We start from the raw sequence: 19,497 nt of genomic DNA, 5'->3' as shown, positions 1-19,497 counted from the left end.
CCTCGCCTCAGTAGCCCAGCGCCAGCGCGATCAGCCCGAGCGTACCGACGATCACGCGCCACCATGCGAACAACGCGAAGCCATGGCGGGTCACGTAGCCGAGAAAGCTCTTCACCACGATGATCGCGGTGATGAACGACACCACAAAACCGATGGCGATGATCATGCCGTGATCGACCGAGAGATCGGCGCGGCTCTTGTAGAGATCGTAGACGAAAGCGCCGACCATGGTCGGTATCGCCAGGAAGAACGAGAACTCCGCCGCTGCACGCTTCTCGGCGCCGAGCAGCATGGCACCGACGATGGTGGCGCCGGAGCGCGACACGCCGGGAATCATCGCCACGCATTGCGCCAAGCCGATCTTAAGATACATCGGCAACGGGAACGTCGTGGCATCGTGATGTACGGGTTCAAGATCGAGCTGATCGACCCAGAGCAGGATCGCTCCGCCGACAATCAACGAAAAGCACACGACCCACGGATTGAACAAATAGCTTTTGACGTAGCCGCCGGCGACAGCCCCAATGATCGCGGCAGGCAGGAACGCGACCAGCACGCCAATCACGAAACGGCGCGCCGCAGCGTCGCCTTTGAACAGGTTCAGCGCGATATGCCACAACTTGCCGAAGTAAAGTGCAAGGATCGCCAGAATGGCGCCGAGCTGGATCAGCACGGCGAAGCTCTTCCAGAAATTGTCCTCACCCAGATCGAAGAATCGTTCCGCGAGCAGCAGATGCCCCGTCGAGGAAACCGGCAGGAATTCGGTGACGCCCTCGACAATGCCGAGAATCACCGCCCTTATCGCATCAGACATCATCTGCTTATCTGTCCTTCGTCAGTGTGGGCCTGAAAAAGCCGGGTTCTTCTCGCCTATTCCCTTCATTGCTGCAATCGCAAATACCATCACATTCGCGGGTTGCCTCAGAGCCAAGCTTCGCTAGTTTGGCGCGCGCCGCGTGACACTTTTACCACCGACGCAACCGAGACGCTTTCTTAACGACCGCATAACTATCAAGGCCCGCATGTACACGCTTTACCATCACTCGTTCTGTCCGCATTCCCGCTTCATTCGTCTCGTACTCGGCGAATACGGACTCGACCTCACACTGGTGGACGAGCGGCCGTGGGATCGGCGCGAGGCATTTCTGGCGCTCAATCCTGCGGGAACTACGCCTGTACTGCTCACCGATGGTTTCCCGCCCATTCCTGGCGCCGGGATCATTGCGGAATATATCGACGAGACCCATGGACCGGAGATGGGCGATCGCCGCCTGCTGCCTGTCGCGATGGCGGAACGCATCGAAGTGCGCCGGCTGATGGCTTGGTTCAACGAGAAATTCTTCGAGGAAGCCTCCGGTCCACTGGTCACCGAGCGCATCTACAAGCGCTTCATGAGCGAAGAGGTCGGCGGCGGCGCCCCGGCGATGGATGTGATTCGCGCAGCCACCGCAAATGTGCGCTATCATCTGGCCTATATCGGCTGGCTGGCGCGGACACGCAATTTTCTGGCCGGTGACCGACTGACTTATGCGGATCTGGTCGCGGCAGCTCATCTGTCGGCGATCGACTATCTGGGCGATGTTCCATGGAGCGAGGACGACGCAGCGAAAGCGTGGTACGCGCGGGTGAAATCCCGTCCGTCGTTCCGACCGCTGCTGAGCGAGTGGCTGGCGGGCGTGCCGGCATCGCGGACCTATGTGGATCTCGATTTCTGAGCACATCCGCTGACGACGAACGCGTCGCGCTTCCCATCGATCTCAGGGACAGGCTGGCGCGCGAGGCGCGGGCGCTCGGCTTTGATTCAATCGGGATCACGGACCCCGATTCCATCGCCGGCGTACGCGAACGGCTGCAGGAATTTCTCAATGCCGGCGCCCATGGTGACATGGAGTGGCTTGCCGACAATCCCAACCGCCGCGCAGATCCCAAAGTGATGTGGCAGGACGTTCGCTCCGTCATCATGCTCGGCGTCAATTACGGACCCGACGAGAACCCGCTTGAGATTCTGAAGCAGCGCTCGCATGCCGCGATCTCGGTCTATGCCCGCGGCGACGACTATCATGACCTCATCAAGAAGCGCCTGAAGCTGCTGGCGCGCTGGCTGATCGCGCAAGCCGGCGGCGATGTGAAAGTGTTTGTCGATACGGCTGCCGTGATGGAAAAGCCGCTCGCCGGCGCTGCAGGATTGGGCTGGCAGGGCAAGCATACCAATCTCGTCTCGCGCGAATTCGGCTCGTGGCTGTTTCTCGGCGCGATCTTCACCACGCTCGAACTGCCGCGCGATGCGCGCACCATCGATCACTGCGGCTCGTGCCAGGCCTGCCTCGACAGTTGCCCGACCGCGGCCTTTCCCGCGCCCTACAAACTCGATGCGCGGCGCTGCATTTCCTATCTCACGATCGAGAACAAAGGCCCGATCCCGCACGAATTTCGCAAACCCATGGGCAATCGCATCTATGGCTGCGATGATTGCCTCGCTGCCTGCCCGTGGAACAAATTCGCCCAGGAAGGCCGCGAGATCAAACTCGCCGCACGCGACGAGTTGCGCGCGCCGTCGCTGGCCGAACTTGCGAAGCTCGACGATGCGGCTTTCCGCGCGTTCTTTACGAAGTCACCCGTGAAGCGCATTGGCCGCAACCGCTTCATTCGCAATGTGCTGATCGCCATCGGCAATTCGAACGACCTATCACTGGTAAGCGATGCGCAGCAGCTGCTGGGCGATAAAAGTCCTGTGGTGCGCGGGGCAGCGATATGGGCGCTGTCGCAACTAATGCCCGCAGACGAATTTGCTGCGCTGGCCACGCAACTCGGCGACGCTGAAAAGGATGAGAGCGTGAACGACGAATGGCAGCTTGCGCTCAGTTCGTCAGATGTCGCACCATCTCCGGCCGCGCTTTGAGTGCAGCGCTCTGCTTGCCGACGATCTTGGCGATGCGTTCAGGCGCGAAGTGCAGATCGACGAAGGCCGGTGCCGTATTGGCCACTTCGTGATAGCTCACGATCTTGCCGTCGCGCAGCGTCATGATCGCAACGCCCTCGAACATCGCGCGGCCGCCATTGGCTTCCGGGAGTTTCGAGCGATAACTGAACGTGTAGCGCGCATAGAGCGTGGCACCGTCGCTCACCGGCGCATGCATGTCCCAGCGAAAGTCTTCCGCGGTCCGGTAGAACCAGTCGTCGACCATGTCGGCGATTTTGGCGCGGCCTTCGAAGGCGCCATAGAAGACGTCGTGGTAGACGCCGTCCTCGGTGAACAGCGCAGCGAAGCTCTGGCCGTCACGCTGTTCAACGGCATCGCAAAATGCGCGCAGCATCGCCGTGGCATCCATCCCCAGTTCCTCCCGCTGATTGATCGCTCTTTTCAGGCGAGCCTATTCAACGGCGCGGGTGATGCAATCAAAACTCCGCCACAGCCGACAATAGTCGCGCAATGTCCTGCGGGCGCGACAGCCGATGGTCGCCGTCCTGGATCATGGTCAGCACCACATCCTCGCTCGGCAGCCGTTCGGCAAGGCGGAAAGCGTGCTGCCAGGGCACGTCGGGGTCCTGCCTGCCTTGCAAAATCCGCACGGGGCAACCGACATCGATCGCGCTGCCAAGCAGCAAATGATTGCGCCCCTCTTCGATCAACTGCCGTGTGATCGGATAGGGTTCGCCATATTCCGACGGGCGCAGCCATTGGCCGGTGGTCTCGATCTCCGCGCGGATTTCCGGCGAGAAGCCTTTCCACATCAGCTCTTCGGTGAAATCCGGCGCCGGCGCGATCAGCACCAGGCCCTTCAGCGTCGCGCGCCCCACTTTGCCGCGTCGGGCCAGCGCGCGCGCCAGCAGCAACGCCATCCAGCCGCCCATCGACGAGCCGATCACCACCTGCGGACCCTGGCAGGCCGCATCGAACGCCGCGAGGCTATCCTCCAGCCATTGGCCGATGGTGCCATCGACGAAATCGCCGCCGGATTCGCCATGGCCGGAATAATCGAAACGCACGCAGGCACGGCCATGGTCAGCGGCCCAGGCATCGAGCGCCACCGCCTTGCTACCCTGCATGTCGGATTTGAAGCCGCTCATCCAGAACAGGCCCGGAGCGGCGCCATCGCGGACCCGGATGGCGATCTGGCGGCGGCTACTGCCTGTACCTACCGGGATGAAAGTGGGGTCGGTCGATACCGTTGTGCTCATCAAACCATCCTTGCTCGACCCTGAAATGCCGCTTGCTGTTTGATTGAGCAGGTCGGGATCGTCAACGTCGATCCCTCAACGTCCATATCATCCCGGGAACGTCCGCCTCGATACCGCGTTACGCTCCTGTCAACCACGGCTTGCAGAACGGGCCGGGGAACTCTATTTGAGCAAGGTCAGCGGTGTACGACGCCTATGACCTTTCGCGTGACGAAATTGCCTCGTATTTGAGTGATTTGCCGCTGCGTTGCGTGAGTTTGCTTGCTCGAAACACCTTATTCCTTCACACTGCGGCCTTCCTAAACAACATTGGAGAGTTACCCATTCGCCGTCCCAACAGAGCCCCGCCCGCCGCAACAAAAGACGGGCCGCGCACCAACGATGAAATTCGCAATCTGCAGATCCAGCTGATTGATCAGACCGGCCTCAACCACGGCACCGTGGAAACCATTGCTGCGATCAAGATGGCGATGGAAGCCGGTATGGATCTGGTCGAGATTTCGCCGAATGTGAGCCCCCCCGTCTGCAAGATCATGGACTACGGGAAGTTCAAGTATTCGGCGCAGAAGAAGGCCGCCGAGGCCCGCAAGAAGCAGAAGATCGTCGAAATCAAGGAGATCAAGCTCCGCCCGATGATCGATGATCATGACTACGACGTCAAAATGCGCGCAATGCAGCGCTTCTTCGAAGAAGGCGACAAGGTCAAAATCACCTTGCGCTATCGTGGCCGCGAAATGGCGCACCAGGAAATCGGTACCAAGCTGCTCGACAAGGTCAAAGCAGACGTCGCCGAATACGCCAAGGTGGAGCAGGACGCGCGCTTCGAAGGTCGTCAGGTGGTGATGGTGCTCGCACCACGCTGATCACAGCGCCGACTGACCTTAACGAGGTTGGCAATCAGGAATTTCGGCCCGTCAGATTTCTGGCGGGCCTTTTTCTTTGGGAGAGTATTCAGAAATCGTTCGGAGCTGGACGGCTCAGCCCGAAATGAGGGCGAGTGCACCGGCCAGCGCGAGAGCCGCGGCGAGGCCAGCGGCTGCGAACATCCAGCGGATAGCGGTCTGAGCAGCAGCATCTTGCTGGATGGCAACCGCCCTTGCGGCGGCACGTGCATTCCGGGCCATTGTCGTCGTCCCTCTGTTTCTCTGGTCCGGATCACATAGGCATCCGGGGCGCGTCGGACCAGTCTGAAGCCATGCGCTAAACAGAGTGTTGAGCCGCGTTAATCGTTGCCATCGGAGCATTCCTCTGCCATAAGCGCAACCTTCGTCGCCCGGCTGATTAAGGGCTGCCGTGTCGACGACTGTGCTGACTTCCCGCAAACGGCAGTTAGTTGAGCATTTTCAACGCTCTAACGAGCATTTTAGCCGACGCAACGCCTTTCGGGGCGCTTTCTGCGTGGCCATAGGAGAGCCAAATGCCCAAGCTGAAGACCAAGTCGGGCGCTAAAAAGCGCTTTAAAGTCACCGGAACGGGTAAGGTCATGGCCGCCCATGCCGGTAAGCGCCACGGTATGATCAAGCGGACGAAGAAGCAGATTCGTCAGCTCCGCGGCACCCGCGTGCTGTTCAAGACCGACGGCGACAACATCAAGCAGTACTTTCTGCCAAACGCCTGATCGCCCTTACGCCGCTTCATTGCGGCGGATATCACCCCTTTTGTTATTTCAGATGAAGGAGATCAGTCATGGCTCGCGTAAAACGCGGTGTGACGGCTCACGCCAAGCATAAGAAAGTCTACAAGGCCGCCAAGGGTTTCCGCGGTCGCCGCAAAAACACCATCCGCGCCGCAAAGGCCGCCGTCGACAAGGCCGGCCAATATGCGTTCCGCGATCGCAAGCGCAAGAAGCGTACGTTCCGCGCACTCTGGATCCAGCGTCTCAACGCTGCCGTCCGTCCGCTCGGCATGACCTACAGCGTGTTTATCAACGGTCTCGCCAAGTCCGGCGTGACTGTCGACCGCAAGGTGCTCTCGGATCTCGCGATCAACGAGCCGGCGGCGTTCAACGCGATTGCTGAGAAGGCCAAAGCTGCTCTCGCAGCGTAAGCTCTCCACTCCGCGTATTCATCGACATTGTCATGGCCGGGCAGAAGCGTTCACGCGCTCCTGTCCCGGCCATTGACGTCTTAATCCCTGTGATACCCGTACTGTAGAAACTGGTGCCCGGCCTTCCGTCGGACGCGAAGACAGCAAGAGGCGCCCGCCTCTCTCATCGAGGTTGCTGATGTCCGATCTGACGACGCTCCAACAGAATATCCTGGCTGATATTGCCAATGCCTCCGACGAAACCGCGCTCGAAGCGGTGCGCGTCGGCGCGCTCGGCAAGAAAGGTTCGATCTCCGCGCTGCTCGCCACGCTCGGCAAGATGTCGCCGGAAGAGCGCAAGACCGAAGGCGCGGCCATCAACCTGGCCAAGGATGCGGTGACGCAGGCACTGACCGCGCGCCGCGACGTGCTGAAGTCCGCCGCACTCGATGCACGCCTCGCTTCCGAGACCATCGACGTGACGCTGCCGCTGCGCGACGGCCCGGCCGAACTCGGCCGCATTCATCCGCTCAGCCAGACCTGGGACGAGTTGACGACGATCTTCGCCGATATGGGCTTCGCCGTCGCCGAAGGTCCGGATATCGAGACCGACGACTACAATTTCACCAAGCTGAACTTCCCCGAGGGCCATCCGGCCCGCGAGATGCACGACACATTCTACTTCAATCCGAAGGAAGACGGCTCGCGCCTGTTGCTGCGCACGCATACGTCACCGGTTCAGGTGCGCACCATGCTGAGCCAGCAGCCGCCGATCCGTGTGATCTGCCCAGGCCGCACCTATCGCAGCGATAGCGATCAGACCCACACGCCGATGTTCCATCAGGTCGAAGGCCTGGTCATCGACAAGGGTTCGCATCTCGGCCACCTCAAATGGATCCTGCACGAATTCTGCAAGGCTTTCTTCGAGGTCGACAACGTCAATATGCGTTTCCGCCCGTCGTTCTTCCCGTTCACGGAGCCGTCGCTGGAAGTCGATATCCAGTGCCGCCGCGACAAGAACGAGATCCGCTTCGGCGAAGGCGAAGACTGGCTGGAGATTCTGGGCTGCGGCATGGTGCATCCAAATGTGCTGCGCGCCTGCGGCATCGATCCGGACGTCTATCAGGGCTTTGCCTGGGGCATGGGCATCGACCGTATCGCAATGCTGAAATACGGCATGGCCGACCTGCGCCAGCTGTTCGAAAGCGATGTGCGCTGGCTGAATCACTACGGCTTCAAGCCGCTTGAAGTACCGACGCTGGCCGGAGGACTGAGCACGTGAAATTCTCCCTCTCCTGGCTGAAGGATCATCTCGACACTGACGAGTCGCTCAAGACGCTGACCGACAAGCTCACCATGATCGGGCTCGAGGTCGAACATATCGACGATAAGGCGAAGCTGCTGAAGCCGTTCACGATCGCCGAGATCGTCACAGCTGTGCAACATCCCAATGCAGATCGGTTGCGCGTCTGCACCGTCAATGCCGGCGATGACAAGCCGCTGCAGATCGTCTGCGGGGCGCCGAATGCGCGCGCGGGACTGAAGACCGTCCTCGCAAGGCCCGGAACTTATATTCCAGGCAAGGATTTCACCATCGGCCTCGGCAATATCCGCGGCGTCGAAAGCCAGGGCATGATGTGCTCGGCTGGTGAACTCGGACTCCCCGACAATATCGATGGCATCATCGAACTGCCGTCCGATGCGCCGGTCGGCGCGATCTATCCTGATTGGGCCAAGCTCGGCGACCCCGTCATCGAGATCAACCTGACGCCGAACCGTCAGGACTGCACCGGCGTGTCGGGCATTGCGCGCGATCTCGCCGCGGCCGACATGGGCGTGTTCAAGAATCCCGGCATCAAGCCGATCAAGGGCGAATTCCCCTGCCCGATGAAAGTCACCGTCGAAGACGCCAAGCTGTGCCCCGGCTTCGCGCTGCGTCTCGTGCGCGGCGTCAAGAACGGCCCGTCGCCGGAGTGGCTGCAGAAGAAGCTGACCTCGATAGGTCTGCGTCCGATCAATGCGCTGGTCGACATCACCAACTTCCTGACATTCGACCGCGCGCGTCCGCTGCATGTGTTCGATGCATCCAAGGTGAAGGGCGATATCGTTGTGCGCCGCGCCCGCGACGGCGAGACGCTGCTCGCGCTCGACGGCAAGACCTATACGCTCGACAGCAAGGCTTGCGTCATTGCTGATGACAACGGCGTGGAATCGCTGGCCGGCATCATGGGCGGCGAAGCATCCGGCTGCTCGGAAGAGACCACCGACGTGCTGATCGAATCCGCGCTGTGGAACGAGATCAACATCGCACAGACCGGCCGCAGGCTTGGGATCAATTCCGACGCACGCTATCGTTTCGAGCGCGGCGTCGATCCGGTGTTCATGGTGCCCGGCCTCGAACTGGCGACCAAGCTGGTGATGGAGCTGTGCGGCGGCACGCCGTCGGAGAGCATCGTGGTCGGCAAACCTTACGGTGACGACCGCATCATCGACTTCCCGATCGCTGAAGTGAAGCGCCTCGCCGCCATCGACGTCCCATTTCCGGAGATGCGACGCATCCTGACACATCTCGGCTTCATGGTGGCCGGCAGCGGCCCCGTGGTGAAGGTCGCAGTGCCGTCATGGCGCAGCGACGTGACCGGCAAGGCCGACATCGTCGAAGAGGTCATGCGCATTTTCGGCGTCGACAAGGTGCCGATGACACCATTCCCGCGTGGCGACGCCCCGCGCAAGCCGGTGCTGACGCAAATCCAGCAGCGCACCCGCCGCGCCAAGCGTGGACTGGCGGCGCGCGGCCTCGTCGAGGCCGTGACATGGTCGTTCATCTCGAAACCGCATGCCGAAGTGTTCGGCGGCGGCGCGCCTGAGCTGGCGCTGGCCAATCCGATCGCCGCCGATCTCTCCGACATGCGCCCAAGCCTGTTGCCCGGACTGATCGCGGCCACTCAAGCCAATGCGCATCGTGGCTCGTCCGATCTCGCACTGTTCGAAGTCGGCCAGATATTCCGTGGCGACCGCCCACAGGATCAGTTCATGGCTGCATCCGGCGTGCGGCGTGGTCTCGCTTCGTCGGCGGGCAACGGCCGTCACTGGTCAGGCGCCAGCGCTGCGAACGCGCTCGACGCCAAGGCCGATGCATTTGCAGTTCTCGCAGCTGCCGGCGCGCCGATGCAGGCGCTGCAGATCGTGGCTGGTGGCGCGAACTGGCTGCATCCCGGCCGTTCGGGTACGATCCAGATCGGTCCGCAGAACGTCCTCGGTTATTTCGGCGAGCTGCACCCACGCACGCTCGAAGCACTCGGTGCCGACGGCCCGTTGATGGCCTTCGAAGTGATCCTCGATCGCATTCCCGACGCCAAGCAGAAGGCGACGCGTGCCAAGCCGACGCTGGAGCTTTCGGCATTCCAGCCGGTCTCGCGCGATTTCGCCTTCATCGTCGATCGCAAGGTCATGTCCGGCGACATCGTGCGTGCCGCAGCCGGCGTGGACAAGAAGCTGGTCACCGATGTGACGGTGTTCGACGTCTATGAAGGCAAGGGCATCGACGACGACAAGAAGTCGGTGGCAATTGCGGTCACGATCCAGCCGCGCGAGAAGACCCTGACCGATCAGGAAATCGATGCGGTGGCAACGAAGATCGTGGCGGAAGTAGCGAAGAAGACGGGCGGCACGTTGCGCGCATGATGGAATCACTCGGCCTGGTCCAGTATTCGACCACGTCGCTCGTTTTTATCACCGTTACCGCCTTCATCGCCGGACTGGCCCGCGGGTTTTCGGGCTTCGGTTCGGCGCTGATCTTCATGCCGCTCGCCTCAAGCGTCGCCGGCGCGCAGGTCGCGTCGCCCCTGCTGCTGCTGATCGACTTCTCGACCACGCTGACGCTGATCCCGAACGCCGCAAGACGAGCCGACAGGCGCGACGTCAGCATCATTTCGCTGGGCGCACTTGTTGGCGTGCCGCTTGGCACGATGGCCTTGGCTTGGGCCGATCCGCTGACTGTTCGCTGGGGCATCGTCGCACTGATCGTCACGATGCTGACGCTACTGATCTCCGGCTGGCGCTATCCCGGTAAGCCGACCGTACCGGTGACGGTCGGCGTCGGCGGCGTCGCCGGCTTTTTCGGTGGCTTGGCGCAACTCGGCGGCCCGCCCATAGTGATGTATTGGCTGCGAGACGCAGCCGTGGCTGCTGTCACGCGCGCAAACATCATTCTGTATTTCGCCGTCGCCGACGTGCTGATCATCATCAGCTACACGGTCGGTGGACTGTGGAGCACGGCCATTCTCGGCCTTGCAGTGATCACTGGTCCGCTGTTTGGCCTCGGCCTGTGGATTGGCTCGAAACTGTTCGGCAAGGCGAGCGACGAGCTCTTCCGCAAGATCTGCTACGCACTGATCGCCGTCTCGGCGCTGATTAGTCTGCCGCTGTTCGACGGACTATTCCGCTAGCGTTCCTACTCAGCTCCGCTCGACCGCTGCCGACGCTTCGTGCGCACGGGCTTCTCCGGTTCCGGCTCTTTCATTGCGCCGATCCTCTTGAGCGCCGCCTCCGCAGCGCGCTCGCCGCTTTCCCACGCACCATCCACGGTGCCCCACAATGTTTCATGCGTGGCTTCGCCGGCGAGAAAAAGATTGCCCATCGGCTCGGATAGAATGCGGCGTGACGCCTGTCCTCCCGGAGCCGCACCCGACATCGCCCCCAGCACGAATGGTGATGCGTCCCAGCGCGTCGTTGCGGAGCGCTTGATCGCGGCCTTGATATCGGAGCCGAACAGCTTCGTCAGCCATTCAACAGCGAAAGCCACCATCGCGGCCTCGCCCTGAGTTGCAAGGTCGCGGCCGAATGCGCCGGCGACATCGACGGTACACAGCGATGACCCGCCAATATTCGCAAACAGCGCACCGGTACGTGTGCTCGTGCTTTGCTCGACCATCAGCTCATCGCGACCCAGCCCGAGCGGATTGCCAGTAAACTGTAGCGCGATACGGTCATAGCTACCGAGGCTGAGTTTTGCCGCCGCGTCGAGCTGCCGCTTTGGCAGTTCCGGCGTGAACTTGATCGCCCCCGACGACAGCACATTGCTCGACGCAGTGATGATCAACGCCCGCGCCGCAATGCGCCCCGACGCTGTCTCAACGCCAATATCACGTCCGCTCCAGGTCACGCGCGTCGCAGGCGTCGACAGCGCCACCGGGACGGCCTCGCCAAGTTTGCCCATCAACACGCCGAGCCCCTGTCGCGTGGCAACATCGATGGCACGATCCTGCGCGCGCGAGAGATCCAGCGTCGAGAGATCCTTGAGGTCCTTGCCAGTCGCATAGGCCCCGAGCACGAAATCGATCGTGCCCGCCCAGTCCCCGAGGTCCTTCGGCAGCACCGCGGCGCAGGAGATGTCCGCACGGCGCGCTGCCTCGTCGATCGCGCGATTGGCGCGCACCACCGCAGCGAGCAATTCCTCGGTCTCGCCGGCACGGGCATTGCGACGGCCGATGCGCAGCTTCTGGCTCGGCGGCGATGGCGCGACATCAATTCCCACCGGCCGGGCAAGCTTCACCACTGCGTTGGTTTCAGGCGTGTGCAGCCAGCGCGCGCCACGATCGAACGGAACGTCAAAACTTGTCGCGTCCGTCATGCAGCGTCCGCCAATCCGGCTGGAGGCCTCGACCACGATCACCTTGCGATTGGCCGCCTGGATGCGACGCGCCGCAGCAATGCCCGCGGCGCCCGCGCCGATCACGACAATGTCAGCATCCCGTGGCAGCGGCGCGGCCAATACCCTTGCGCCGAACAGCGGCGCAAGCGTCAATGCTGCGGACGCCGACAGGAAATCCCGGCGTGAAATTGTCATGACATGGTTTCCGAAATTTTATGATGCATGAGAACGTCCAGCGAACCTTGTCGTATTCGAGGGTGTGCGGCAACCGTCGTGGTGAATCAATCGTCACCAGCGCCGCGTGGGCATGAACCAAATTGCAATGGCTCTCGACCATGATGGAGCCAGGGAAAGCGGTCGACATGAACCGCGCTGGGGGAGTCACGATCATGGGCCTCATGCTCGATACGGTCGGGAAACTGATCGCCAAATATCTGCAGAAGGAGCTGCCCGGCTACGAGCCCTTCACGCCGAGCGACCCCGAACGCCTGCGCGGTATCATCCAGGAAGGTGATGTGTTGCTGGTCGAAGGCAACAATCGCGTCTCCGGCATCATCAAATATCTCACGCAATCGACCTGGTCGCATGCCGCGCTCTATGTCGGGCCGATCGACGGCGCTGCAGAGCCGAATGGCGAGCCCCATGTGCTGATCGAGGCCAATATCGGCGAAGGTGTCACCTCGGCACCGCTGTCGAAATATTATCCGTTCCACACCCGGCTGTGCCGCCCGGTCGGTCTGTCCTACGAGGACCGCGTCACTGTGTGTCGTTACGCCATCAACCGGATTGGCTTTGGTTACGACACCAAGAACATTCTCGACCTGATGCGCTTCCTGATCCCGCTGCCGGTGCCGCAGCGCTGGCGGCGGCGCATGATCGCTTTCGGCTCCGGCGATCCGACCAAGATCATCTGTTCGGCGCTGATCGCGCAGGCTTTCGATGCCGTGCGCTATCCTATTTTGCCGAAAATTACGCGCGCCGGCAGCCGCCTGGCCCGCCGCGAGATCCTACATATCCGCGATTCATCGCTGTATATGCCCAGGGATTTCGATATCTCGCCCTATTTCGAAGTGGTGAAGCCTAACATCGAACTCGGATTCGACTACACGGCGCTGCATTGGGCCGACAAGCAGAAGCCGCTCCTGGAGGTGGCGGGCACTTTCGATCCATTTCCGGACGCCTTCGGCACGTCGCCGCTCATTCCTGAAACGACTGACACGGAAGCGGAAGTGGCTAACGAAGACGTGAGCGGGCCTCGGATCAGGCTGATCGCCTGATCCGCCACTTCAGGACTTGACCGCGCCCGCTGTGAGTCCGCCGACCATGTAGCGCCGGAATGCGTAATACACCGCAGCCGGCGGAAGTGCGTAGATGAAGCCCGTGGTCATCAGCAATTCCCAAGGCGAGTCATCAGCGGCCAGGAAATTGCCGAGCGCGACGGGTAGCGTGATCTCGGTATCCTTGGACAGCAGCAGGAAGGCGTAGAGATATTCGTTCCAGGCGAGCAGCAGCGCATAAGTGCCGATCGCGACCAGCGACGGCAACATCAGCGGCACATAGACCATGCGAAACAGTTGCAGCGGCGTCGCGCCGTCCATGATGGCGGCTTCGTCAAGCTCGAGCGGTAGCTTGTCCGACGCCTGCTTGAGCACCCAGATCGCATAGGGCGAAGCAATGGTCACCATCGCGAGGATCAGCGACCAGTGATTGTTGAGCAGGCCGTAATTACCCATGGTGCGATACATCGGCACAGCGAGGAATGCGGCGGGAATGAAATAGGTGAACAGCGCCATGTTCATCACCGTTCGGCCGCCGCGGACGCGCAGGCGACTGATCGCAAAGGCGGCCGATGTCGCAATCACCAGCGTCAGCGCGCCAACCGCCACGGCAATGACGACCGAGTTCAGGAACTGCGCCCAGAAATCGCGCAGGAAATAGTGCTGCTGATTGAACACGATTCTGAAATTGTTCAGCGTCGGATGGTCGGGCCACAACTTGCCGGCGAACGCATCCTGCTTCGGCGAGATCGCGAACAAGAACATGTGATAGATCGGAATCAGCGTCCAGATCAGCACGGGAATGCCGATCAGCAGCAACCGCGCTTCGGTGCCGACCTCTCGTAGCGTTGGCACTCTCATGGGGTGAACCTCTTCATCGAGAGAGCCGTTTCATCATGAAATAGACCAGCGGCAGCACAAGCGGCATCGCACAAACGATGGATGCCATCGACATGTCGAGCTGATCGAGACGGAGATAGCGAATCCCCAATGTGGACAGAACATGAGTGAGATCCGCTGGCCCGCCTCCCGTCAACAGATAGACGCTGTTGAAGTCGCCAAGCGTCCAGATCATCGAAAGCAGCGTGCAGGTGAGATACAGCGTCTGCATCGACGGCCAGGTGATGAAGCGGAATTTCTGCCACCAGCTGGCGCCGTCGACATCGGCGGCCTCGAACATGTCGGTCGAGATCGCCAGACGCCCTGTCATCAGGATCAGCGTCCAGAACGGCAGCGACTTCCAGATGTGCACCAGAATCGCCAGCGTCAGGCCCATGGCAGGGTCATTCAGCCAGTTGGGCCCGTCCTCGCCGGTGAACTTGAAGATCAGGTTATTGATCACACCCCATTCGGGATTGAACATGAAGCGGACCGAGAGGATGGTCGGGATCGACGGCACCGCCCAGGGCAGGATGAACAGCACCGACAGCCAACGAATCCAGGTGCGCGACTGCACGAAGAATCCGGACAGGAACAGCGCCACCAGCATCTTGAGATTGATGCCGACGATCAGAAAGATCAGCGTGTTGACGACCGCTCGCGCAAACACCGGATCGTTATAGAGCGCGACGTAACTCGCCGGGTGCCGCGCCAGCCACAAGCCATAACCGATCGGATAGACCACGAAAGCGGCGAAGACGAGCAGATAGGGCGCCAGCATGACGATGCCCCAGACCTGCGGCGTCGTCAGGCGGGCCGACCACGGCCGGCGTGGCAACGTATCGGCGGGAGCGGGATAGGTGATCGTGGCCATGCTGTACACCATTGCAAAAGCCGGCCGCGAAGGGCGGCCGGCTTTGTCTCGGATTAACCCGCGATTTCCTTGATGCGGGCGATCAACTCATCGACGGCCTTCTCGACCGGCACCTTCTCGCTGACCACGCGGTTCATCGCCTTGGCCCAGACGTTCTCGTTATTGAGGATCGTGAACTTGTAGTTCTTCACGAAATCGAACGACGAGGTGCCACCCGTGAACTGGGTGTAGACTGCCTTGCGATGCTTGTCGGCCTGCCAGAACGGACTTGCCTGTCCGGCCTTGGTCACCGGGAACCAGCGCCCCAGCGCGCCCTCGACATACGGACCGAGGTTTTCTTCTTCCATCAGGAACTTGACGAACTCCTTGGCGCCCGCCTTGTTCTTCGACTGCGAGAAGATCATGCCCGTCTTCACGTCGGAGCGATACTTGATCGGCGTGCCGTCCGGCTTCAGCGGGAACGATGCCGTGACAATCGTGTCCTCATAGGCCTTCTTTCCGGCCGCGCGCTGCTCCGGCGTCAACGTCTGGTTTTGCGAATCCTCAAACCACTTCGCCGCGATCGAAATCGTGAAGTTGTGGGTCATGATGATGCTCTTGTTGTGGAAGGCGACATTGTTGTCGGGGTCCTTCCACGTCGTCGAGGACGGCGGCGTACAGCCCTTGATATAGGTGTCGGTATAGTCCCTGAGTGCGCCGATCAGGCCCTCCTTGACCTTGGGGTCATCGACCAGAAGCTTGCCGTCATCGTCCACCAGCTTGACGTTATAGGCATCCATGAAGGTGTAGAATGACTGCAGCGAATCCGTGGACTCCACGCCCATTGGCTGACCGACACCATAGGCACGGCTGCCTGACGCCTTGCGATAGGCCGGCTGGACCTTGTCGCACCAGAACGACCAATAACCCTTCCAGTCCTTGGGAATATCGCTGACCTTGAAGCCGGCCTGCTCGAGCAGATCGCTCCAGATCTCCACATGCATCGACTGCTGCTTCAGCGGAAAGCCGTAATAGGCTTTCTTCTTGGTCTGGCCGTTCATCAGATAGGCCGTCTCGACCGTATTCGGCGCGAATTTATCCATCATCGGCTTTAGGATGTCGGTGATATCTTCCAGCTTGCCTTCGAAGGCCCATTTGCCGGATGCCTGCACATCGTAAGTGTCGGCATAGGCGACATCTGGCGGCGTGCCGGAATCCAGCGCGGCCACGGTCTTCGGGATCATGTCCTGAATGGCATATTGCGAGAGTTCGACCTTGATCTTGGTTTTGTCTTCGAACTTCTTGATCGCCGCCAGCAGCGATTCATCTTCGGATTTATAAAACCCCTTGCTGAACCAGACGGTGATGCTTTGCTGCGCGAAGGCGGGCGCTGCGGTCAGAAACAAGCCGGAAGCGGCAGTGGCGAAAACAAGCGCACGGGTACCCTTGGTGATCAAGACGTCGTCCTCCCTGATGATTGTTTTTCTTGAGACTACCCCTTTCTATTTATCCGTCCAGTGAAGAAGTCGATGCTGCGCTGCACTTGTCTGACAACTTCGCAAGGGTTACGTCTTCGTGATTGCAAGGAGAAAATCGGATGCTCGTCGCTGTCGCCAAGGCGCTATCGCAAATTCTTTCACCGCAGATGCGCAGCATCCTGTGGAAGTCGATCGGACTTGCCCTGGTTTTAATCACCGTCCTGGCGGTCGGCATGCAGCGGCTATTGAATTGGGCCGCCACTTCGGGCGGCGTCTGGGCCGAACGTGCTATCGGGTCGGACTACCACATGATGATCAATGTGCTGTCCTGGATCTTGTCGATTGCCGCTGGTCTCGGCGTCGTCGTCGGCGCAATCTTTCTAATGCCAGCGATTACGTCACTGGTCGCCAGCGTGTTCGTCGATGATGTTGCCGATATCGTCGAGCGCGAGCACTATCCCGCGGAGCGGATCGGCGTCGCATTGCCATTCGGGCTCGCCATCACCGAAGGCGGCAAGACCGCGCTGCTGACCATTGCGGTCTATCTGATCGCGCTACCCTTCGTATTCTTCGCCGGCATTGGTTTCGTTGTCTTCTTCATCGCCACAGCATGGTTGCTCGGCCGCGAATATTTCGAGCTGGCCGCCATGCGGTTCCGCTCGCCGGCGGACGCCAAGGCGATGCGCAAGCAGCATGCGGCGACGGTGTTCACCGCCGGGCTGTTCATCGCGGCCTTCGTCTCTATCCCGATCGTCAACCTGGCCACGCCGCTGTTTGGCATGGCCTTCATGGTCCATATGCACAAGCGATTGAGCGGACCACGACCGGAGCTGATCGAGCCGGGTCGCGTGACGAAGATGCCGGTCGCTTAGACCACCGTCTTCTCCGGCCACTGGCATAGATCGTTGATCAGACATACCTCGCAGCGCGGCTTGCGCGCCAGGCACGTATAGCGGCCGTGCAGGATCAACCAATGATGGGCATGCAGCATGAACTCATGCGGGATCACGCGCTCCAATTCGAGTTCGACGTCCAGCACGTTCTTGCCCGGCGCCATGTTGGTGCGATTGCCGACGCGGAAGACATGGGTGTCCACAGCCATCGTGTGCTCGCCAAACGCCATGTTGAGCACGACATTGGCGGTCTTGCGCCCGGCGCCCGGCAGTGACTCGATTTCGGCGCGGGTGCGCGGCACGACGCCGCCGAATTCGCGGATCAGCTTTTCCGACAGCGCGATAACGTTCTTCGCCTTGGTGCGATAGAGGCCGATGGTCTTGATATATTCCCGCACCGTCTCTTCGCCGAGATCGATCATCTTTTGCGGCGTATCGGCGATGGGAAACAGCGCACGCGTTGCCTTGTTGACGCCGGCGTCAGTCGCCTGCGCGGACAACACCACTGCAACCAGCAATGTGTAGGAGTTGAGATGTTCGAGCTCGCCCTTGGGCTCCGGATTGGCCTTGCGGAAGCGTGAGAAGGCTTCATGGACCTGGGCTTTGGTCCAAGGCTTCAACTTAATGGGCTTCGACTTGGCTATCTTCTTCGCAGGCGCCTTGACCGCTTTCGCTACAACCTTCTTTGCAGGACTGGATTTCGTGCTGGCGGGGAGCTTGCGGGTGATTTTCGGCATCAAAGGGATATACTGAGGGACCATGACATCAGGCAACGACTTTGACGTCCTGCAGGAACCGATGCTGTTCAGCGCGCTGCTGCGTCCGCATCGCGCGCTGGGTCGCAAGGGCTTCCTCGTGCTCATGGGTTTCATCAGCGCGGTCTCGTTCGGCGCGGGGATGGCCTTCCTGCTGATGGGCGCCTGGCCGGTGCTCGGCTTTTTCGGCCTCGACCTGCTGGCGATCTATATCGCCTTCAAGATCTACGACAGACGCGCCAGGGCCACCGAAGAGATCACGGTCACGCCGTCGGAAATCCGTGTCCGCCGGGTCAGCCCATCAGGCGACGTCGTGGAATGGGCATTCAATCCGCTCTGGGTGCAGATCGATCAGGTGTGCCACGCCGAATTCGGCATCGAGCAGCTTTTTCTGGTGTCGCGCGGCCGTCGGGTGTCGATCGCACGGTTCCTCGGTGCGGAGGAAAAGGCAAGCTTCATCAAAGCCTTGATGGAAGCGCTCCAGGCCGCCAAACGCGGCCCGACCTATAATCCGGTGAGCTGATGACCGATCGGGAAACGGGTGGTTTGCGCGCCAGAGCAGGCCTACATCGATATCATGATGAATCTTGCCAGAGACCTAGCGATGACTGAGCATCGCCCGATCAAGCCGGGCCAGCGCGACGCGGCCCTGCGCGATTACGATTCCGTACGCCGTGCCATCGGTTTCATGCACTCACAGTGGCGGGACCAGCCGAACATCGAGGCCGTGGCGGACGCCGCGAGCGTGACGCCGGACGAGCTGTACCACCTGTTCCGCCGCTGGGCCGGACTGACACCGAAAGCGTTCATGCAGGCGCTGACGCTCGATCACGCCAAGCACCTGCTGCGCGATTCCGCCAGCGTCCTCGACGCCGCGCTCGACTCCGGCCTTTCCGGCCCGGGCCGGCTGCACGATCTGTTCGTAACCCATGAAGCGATGTCGCCCGGAGAATGGAAAACCGGCGGCGCCGGCATGGAGTTGCGCTACGGCTTCCATCCCTCGCCGTTCGGCACAGCGATCGTGATCGCCAGTGACCGCGGGCTTGCGGGTCTCGCTTTCTCCGATCCCGGCGACGAACAGCGCGCTTTCGCCGACATGAGCCGGCGCTGGCCGGCCGCCACATTGACCGAGGACACTCCCGGCACGGCCGGACTGGCGCAGCGCATCTTCGACAGCAAGCTATGGCGCCCGGACCAGCCGTTGCGGGTGGTGCTGATTGGCACCGACTTCGAAGTCCGTGTCTGGGAAACGCTGCTGAAAATCCCGATGGGCCGCGCCGTCAGCTATTCAGACATCGCCTGCAAGATCGAGAACCCGAAGGCCGCACGCGCCGTCGGCGCCGCCGTCGGCAAGAATCCGATTTCCTTCGTGGTGCCGTGCCACCGCGCGCTCGGCAAGTCCGGCGCGCTGACGGGTTATCACTGGGGCATCACGCGGAAGCAGGCGATGATCGGCTGGGAAGCCGGGCACGTCGGGGCGAACTAGCTCCGACAGGCCGCAGTTT

General features: G+C 61.1%; 21 protein-coding genes. 12 read left to right on the top strand and 9 right to left on the bottom strand.

Annotation, left to right across the window (positions count from 1 at the left end; translation table 11 throughout):
* Positions 1-7 precede the first annotated feature (7 nt).
* Positions 8-817 (bottom strand): undecaprenyl-diphosphate phosphatase, encoded by an 810-nt coding sequence (locus tag A4A58_RS05330; RefSeq protein ID WP_192855881.1) that lies wholly within the window; start codon positions 815-817, stop codon positions 8-10.
* A 205-nt stretch (positions 818-1,022) separates the two neighbouring features.
* Between A4A58_RS05330 and A4A58_RS05325 the strand changes: the two genes are divergently transcribed.
* Positions 1,023-1,715, top strand: a complete 693-nt coding sequence (locus tag A4A58_RS05325) for a glutathione S-transferase family protein (RefSeq protein ID WP_068730287.1) — start codon at positions 1,023-1,025, stop codon at positions 1,713-1,715.
* Positions 1,664-2,899, top strand: coding sequence for a tRNA epoxyqueuosine(34) reductase QueG (queG, locus tag A4A58_RS05320; RefSeq protein ID WP_068730286.1), 1,236 nt, complete (start codon positions 1,664-1,666; stop codon positions 2,897-2,899). Before A4A58_RS05325 ends, queG begins: the two co-directional genes overlap by 52 nt.
* Here the strand turns inward: queG and A4A58_RS05315 are convergent.
* Positions 2,859-3,329, bottom strand: a complete 471-nt coding sequence (locus tag A4A58_RS05315; RefSeq protein WP_068730285.1) for a nuclear transport factor 2 family protein — start codon at positions 3,327-3,329, stop codon at positions 2,859-2,861. The two genes, queG and A4A58_RS05315, sit on opposite strands and share 41 nt — an antisense overlap.
* A gap of 67 nt (positions 3,330-3,396) precedes the next feature.
* Entirely contained in the window at positions 3,397-4,179 is a 783-nt protein-coding gene (locus tag A4A58_RS05310) for an alpha/beta hydrolase (protein ID WP_068730284.1), read from the bottom strand.
* Between the two features lie 323 nt (positions 4,180-4,502).
* Between A4A58_RS05310 and infC the strand changes: the two genes are divergently transcribed.
* The gene (gene infC, locus A4A58_RS05305) at positions 4,503-5,042 is read left to right on the top strand and encodes a translation initiation factor IF-3 (protein WP_086936983.1); all 540 of its coding nucleotides are present in this window, start codon (positions 4,503-4,505) and stop codon (positions 5,040-5,042) included.
* A 114-nt stretch (positions 5,043-5,156) separates the two neighbouring features.
* Here the strand turns inward: infC and A4A58_RS30735 are convergent, their stop codons facing one another.
* Positions 5,157-5,303: a hypothetical protein gene (locus A4A58_RS30735; protein WP_158005649.1), complete on the bottom strand. Its 147-nt coding sequence runs from the start codon at positions 5,301-5,303 to the stop codon at positions 5,157-5,159.
* A gap of 293 nt (positions 5,304-5,596) precedes the next feature.
* Here A4A58_RS30735 and rpmI point away from each other — a divergent pair, with 293 nt between their 5' ends.
* The 5 genes from rpmI (at position 5,597) to A4A58_RS05280 (ending at position 10,652) form a co-directional block, all read left to right on the top strand.
* Positions 5,597-5,797, top strand: coding sequence for a 50S ribosomal protein L35 (rpmI, locus tag A4A58_RS05300; RefSeq protein WP_068730283.1), 201 nt, complete (start codon positions 5,597-5,599; stop codon positions 5,795-5,797).
* A 68-nt stretch (positions 5,798-5,865) separates the two neighbouring features.
* Positions 5,866-6,225 carry a 50S ribosomal protein L20 gene (gene rplT, locus A4A58_RS05295; protein WP_068730282.1) on the top strand — a complete coding sequence of 120 codons (360 nt, stop codon included), beginning with the start codon at positions 5,866-5,868 and terminating at the stop codon, positions 6,223-6,225.
* 178 nt (positions 6,226-6,403) lie between these two features.
* The gene (gene pheS / locus A4A58_RS05290; RefSeq protein ID WP_068730480.1) at positions 6,404-7,486 is read left to right on the top strand and encodes a phenylalanine--tRNA ligase subunit alpha; all 1,083 of its coding nucleotides are present in this window, start codon (positions 6,404-6,406) and stop codon (positions 7,484-7,486) included.
* A complete protein-coding gene (pheT, locus tag A4A58_RS05285) occupies positions 7,483-9,888 on the top strand; it encodes a phenylalanine--tRNA ligase subunit beta (protein ID WP_068730281.1) in 2,406 nt (801 codons plus the stop codon). The genes pheS and pheT overlap by 4 nt, the downstream gene beginning before the upstream one ends.
* Entirely contained in the window at positions 9,885-10,652 is a 768-nt protein-coding gene (locus A4A58_RS05280) for a sulfite exporter TauE/SafE family protein (protein WP_244499667.1), read from the top strand. Before pheT ends, A4A58_RS05280 begins: the two co-directional genes overlap by 4 nt.
* A gap of 5 nt (positions 10,653-10,657) precedes the next feature.
* On the opposite strand, the gene A4A58_RS05275 is transcribed toward A4A58_RS05280, so the two are convergent.
* Entirely contained in the window at positions 10,658-12,052 is a 1,395-nt protein-coding gene (locus tag A4A58_RS05275) for a flavin monoamine oxidase family protein (RefSeq protein WP_068730279.1), read from the bottom strand.
* A gap of 194 nt (positions 12,053-12,246) precedes the next feature.
* Here A4A58_RS05275 and A4A58_RS05270 point away from each other — a divergent pair, with 194 nt between their 5' ends.
* Positions 12,247-13,134 carry a YiiX/YebB-like N1pC/P60 family cysteine hydrolase gene (locus A4A58_RS05270; protein ID WP_068730278.1) on the top strand — a complete coding sequence of 296 codons (888 nt, stop codon included), beginning with the start codon at positions 12,247-12,249 and terminating at the stop codon, positions 13,132-13,134.
* A 9-nt stretch (positions 13,135-13,143) separates the two neighbouring features.
* Here A4A58_RS05270 and A4A58_RS05265 read toward each other — a convergent pair whose 3' ends face one another.
* The 3 genes from A4A58_RS05265 to A4A58_RS05255 are packed head-to-tail and all read right to left on the bottom strand — an operon-like array spanning position 13,144 to position 16,323.
* Positions 13,144-13,995, bottom strand: a complete 852-nt coding sequence (locus tag A4A58_RS05265; protein WP_068730277.1) for a carbohydrate ABC transporter permease — start codon at positions 13,993-13,995, stop codon at positions 13,144-13,146.
* Between the two features lie 13 nt (positions 13,996-14,008).
* Complete coding sequence (locus A4A58_RS05260) at positions 14,009-14,887, bottom strand: carbohydrate ABC transporter permease (RefSeq protein ID WP_068730479.1); 879 nt, start codon at positions 14,885-14,887, stop codon at positions 14,009-14,011.
* 53 nt (positions 14,888-14,940) lie between these two features.
* On the bottom strand, positions 14,941-16,323 hold the full coding sequence (locus A4A58_RS05255) for an ABC transporter substrate-binding protein (protein WP_068730276.1): 1,383 nt from the start codon (positions 16,321-16,323) through the stop codon (positions 14,941-14,943).
* Positions 16,324-16,463: 140 nt separating this feature from the next.
* On the opposite strand from A4A58_RS05255, the gene A4A58_RS05250 reads away from it, so the two are divergent.
* Positions 16,464-17,216 (top strand): sulfate transporter family protein, encoded by a 753-nt coding sequence (locus A4A58_RS05250; RefSeq protein WP_068730275.1) that lies wholly within the window; start codon positions 16,464-16,466, stop codon positions 17,214-17,216.
* Here the strand turns inward: A4A58_RS05250 and nth are convergent.
* Entirely contained in the window at positions 17,213-17,974 is a 762-nt protein-coding gene (nth, locus tag A4A58_RS05245) for an endonuclease III (protein ID WP_068730274.1), read from the bottom strand. The genes A4A58_RS05250 and nth overlap by 4 nt on opposite strands.
* 22 nt (positions 17,975-17,996) lie before the next feature.
* On the opposite strand from nth, the gene A4A58_RS05240 reads away from it, so the two are divergent.
* Both A4A58_RS05240 and A4A58_RS05235 read left to right on the top strand, forming a co-directional pair.
* Positions 17,997-18,515: a DUF2244 domain-containing protein gene (locus A4A58_RS05240; RefSeq protein WP_068730273.1), complete on the top strand. Its 519-nt coding sequence runs from the start codon at positions 17,997-17,999 to the stop codon at positions 18,513-18,515.
* An 81-nt stretch (positions 18,516-18,596) separates the two neighbouring features.
* Positions 18,597-19,478, top strand: coding sequence for a bifunctional helix-turn-helix domain-containing protein/methylated-DNA--[protein]-cysteine S-methyltransferase (locus tag A4A58_RS05235; protein ID WP_349509569.1), 882 nt, complete (start codon positions 18,597-18,599; stop codon positions 19,476-19,478).
* The last annotated feature ends 19 nt before the right edge of the window (positions 19,479-19,497 follow it).

The sequence above is a fragment of the Tardiphaga robiniae genome (assembly GCF_001618955.1).
Classification (GTDB): domain Bacteria; phylum Pseudomonadota; class Alphaproteobacteria; order Rhizobiales; family Xanthobacteraceae; genus Tardiphaga; species Tardiphaga robiniae_A.
Note: the sequence above shows the minus strand (reverse complement) of the source record. Positions and strands in the feature narration are given on the sequence as shown.

Bases quoted from the DNA above. Each gene is read 5' to 3' on its own strand.
- A4A58_RS05330 (WP_192855881.1), bottom strand. From the start codon at position 817: ATGATGTCTGATGCGATAAGGGCGGTGATTCTCGGCATTGTCGAGGGC.
- A4A58_RS05325 (WP_068730287.1), top strand. From the start codon at position 1,023: ATGTACACGCTTTACCATCACTCGTTCTGTCCGCATTCCCGCTTCATT.
- A4A58_RS05315 (WP_068730285.1), bottom strand. From the start codon at position 3,329: ATGGATGCCACGGCGATGCTGCGCGCATTTTGCGATGCCGTTGAACAG.
- A4A58_RS05310 (WP_068730284.1), bottom strand. From the start codon at position 4,179: ATGAGCACAACGGTATCGACCGACCCCACTTTCATCCCGGTAGGTACA.
- A4A58_RS30735 (WP_158005649.1), bottom strand. From the start codon at position 5,303: ATGGCCCGGAATGCACGTGCCGCCGCAAGGGCGGTTGCCATCCAGCAA.
- rpmI (WP_068730283.1), top strand. From the start codon at position 5,597: ATGCCCAAGCTGAAGACCAAGTCGGGCGCTAAAAAGCGCTTTAAAGTC.
- rplT (WP_068730282.1), top strand. From the start codon at position 5,866: ATGGCTCGCGTAAAACGCGGTGTGACGGCTCACGCCAAGCATAAGAAA.
- pheS (WP_068730480.1), top strand. From the start codon at position 6,404: ATGTCCGATCTGACGACGCTCCAACAGAATATCCTGGCTGATATTGCC.
- A4A58_RS05280 (WP_244499667.1), top strand. From the start codon at position 9,885: ATGATGGAATCACTCGGCCTGGTCCAGTATTCGACCACGTCGCTCGTT.
- A4A58_RS05275 (WP_068730279.1), bottom strand. From the start codon at position 12,052: ATGACAATTTCACGCCGGGATTTCCTGTCGGCGTCCGCAGCATTGACG.
- A4A58_RS05270 (WP_068730278.1), top strand. From the start codon at position 12,247: ATGGGCCTCATGCTCGATACGGTCGGGAAACTGATCGCCAAATATCTG.
- A4A58_RS05265 (WP_068730277.1), bottom strand. From the start codon at position 13,995: ATGAGAGTGCCAACGCTACGAGAGGTCGGCACCGAAGCGCGGTTGCTG.
- A4A58_RS05260 (WP_068730479.1), bottom strand. From the start codon at position 14,887: ATGGCCACGATCACCTATCCCGCTCCCGCCGATACGTTGCCACGCCGG.
- A4A58_RS05250 (WP_068730275.1), top strand. From the start codon at position 16,464: ATGCTCGTCGCTGTCGCCAAGGCGCTATCGCAAATTCTTTCACCGCAG.
- nth (WP_068730274.1), bottom strand. From the start codon at position 17,974: ATGCCGAAAATCACCCGCAAGCTCCCCGCCAGCACGAAATCCAGTCCT.
- A4A58_RS05240 (WP_068730273.1), top strand. From the start codon at position 17,997: ATGACATCAGGCAACGACTTTGACGTCCTGCAGGAACCGATGCTGTTC.
- A4A58_RS05235 (WP_349509569.1), top strand. From the start codon at position 18,597: ATGACTGAGCATCGCCCGATCAAGCCGGGCCAGCGCGACGCGGCCCTG.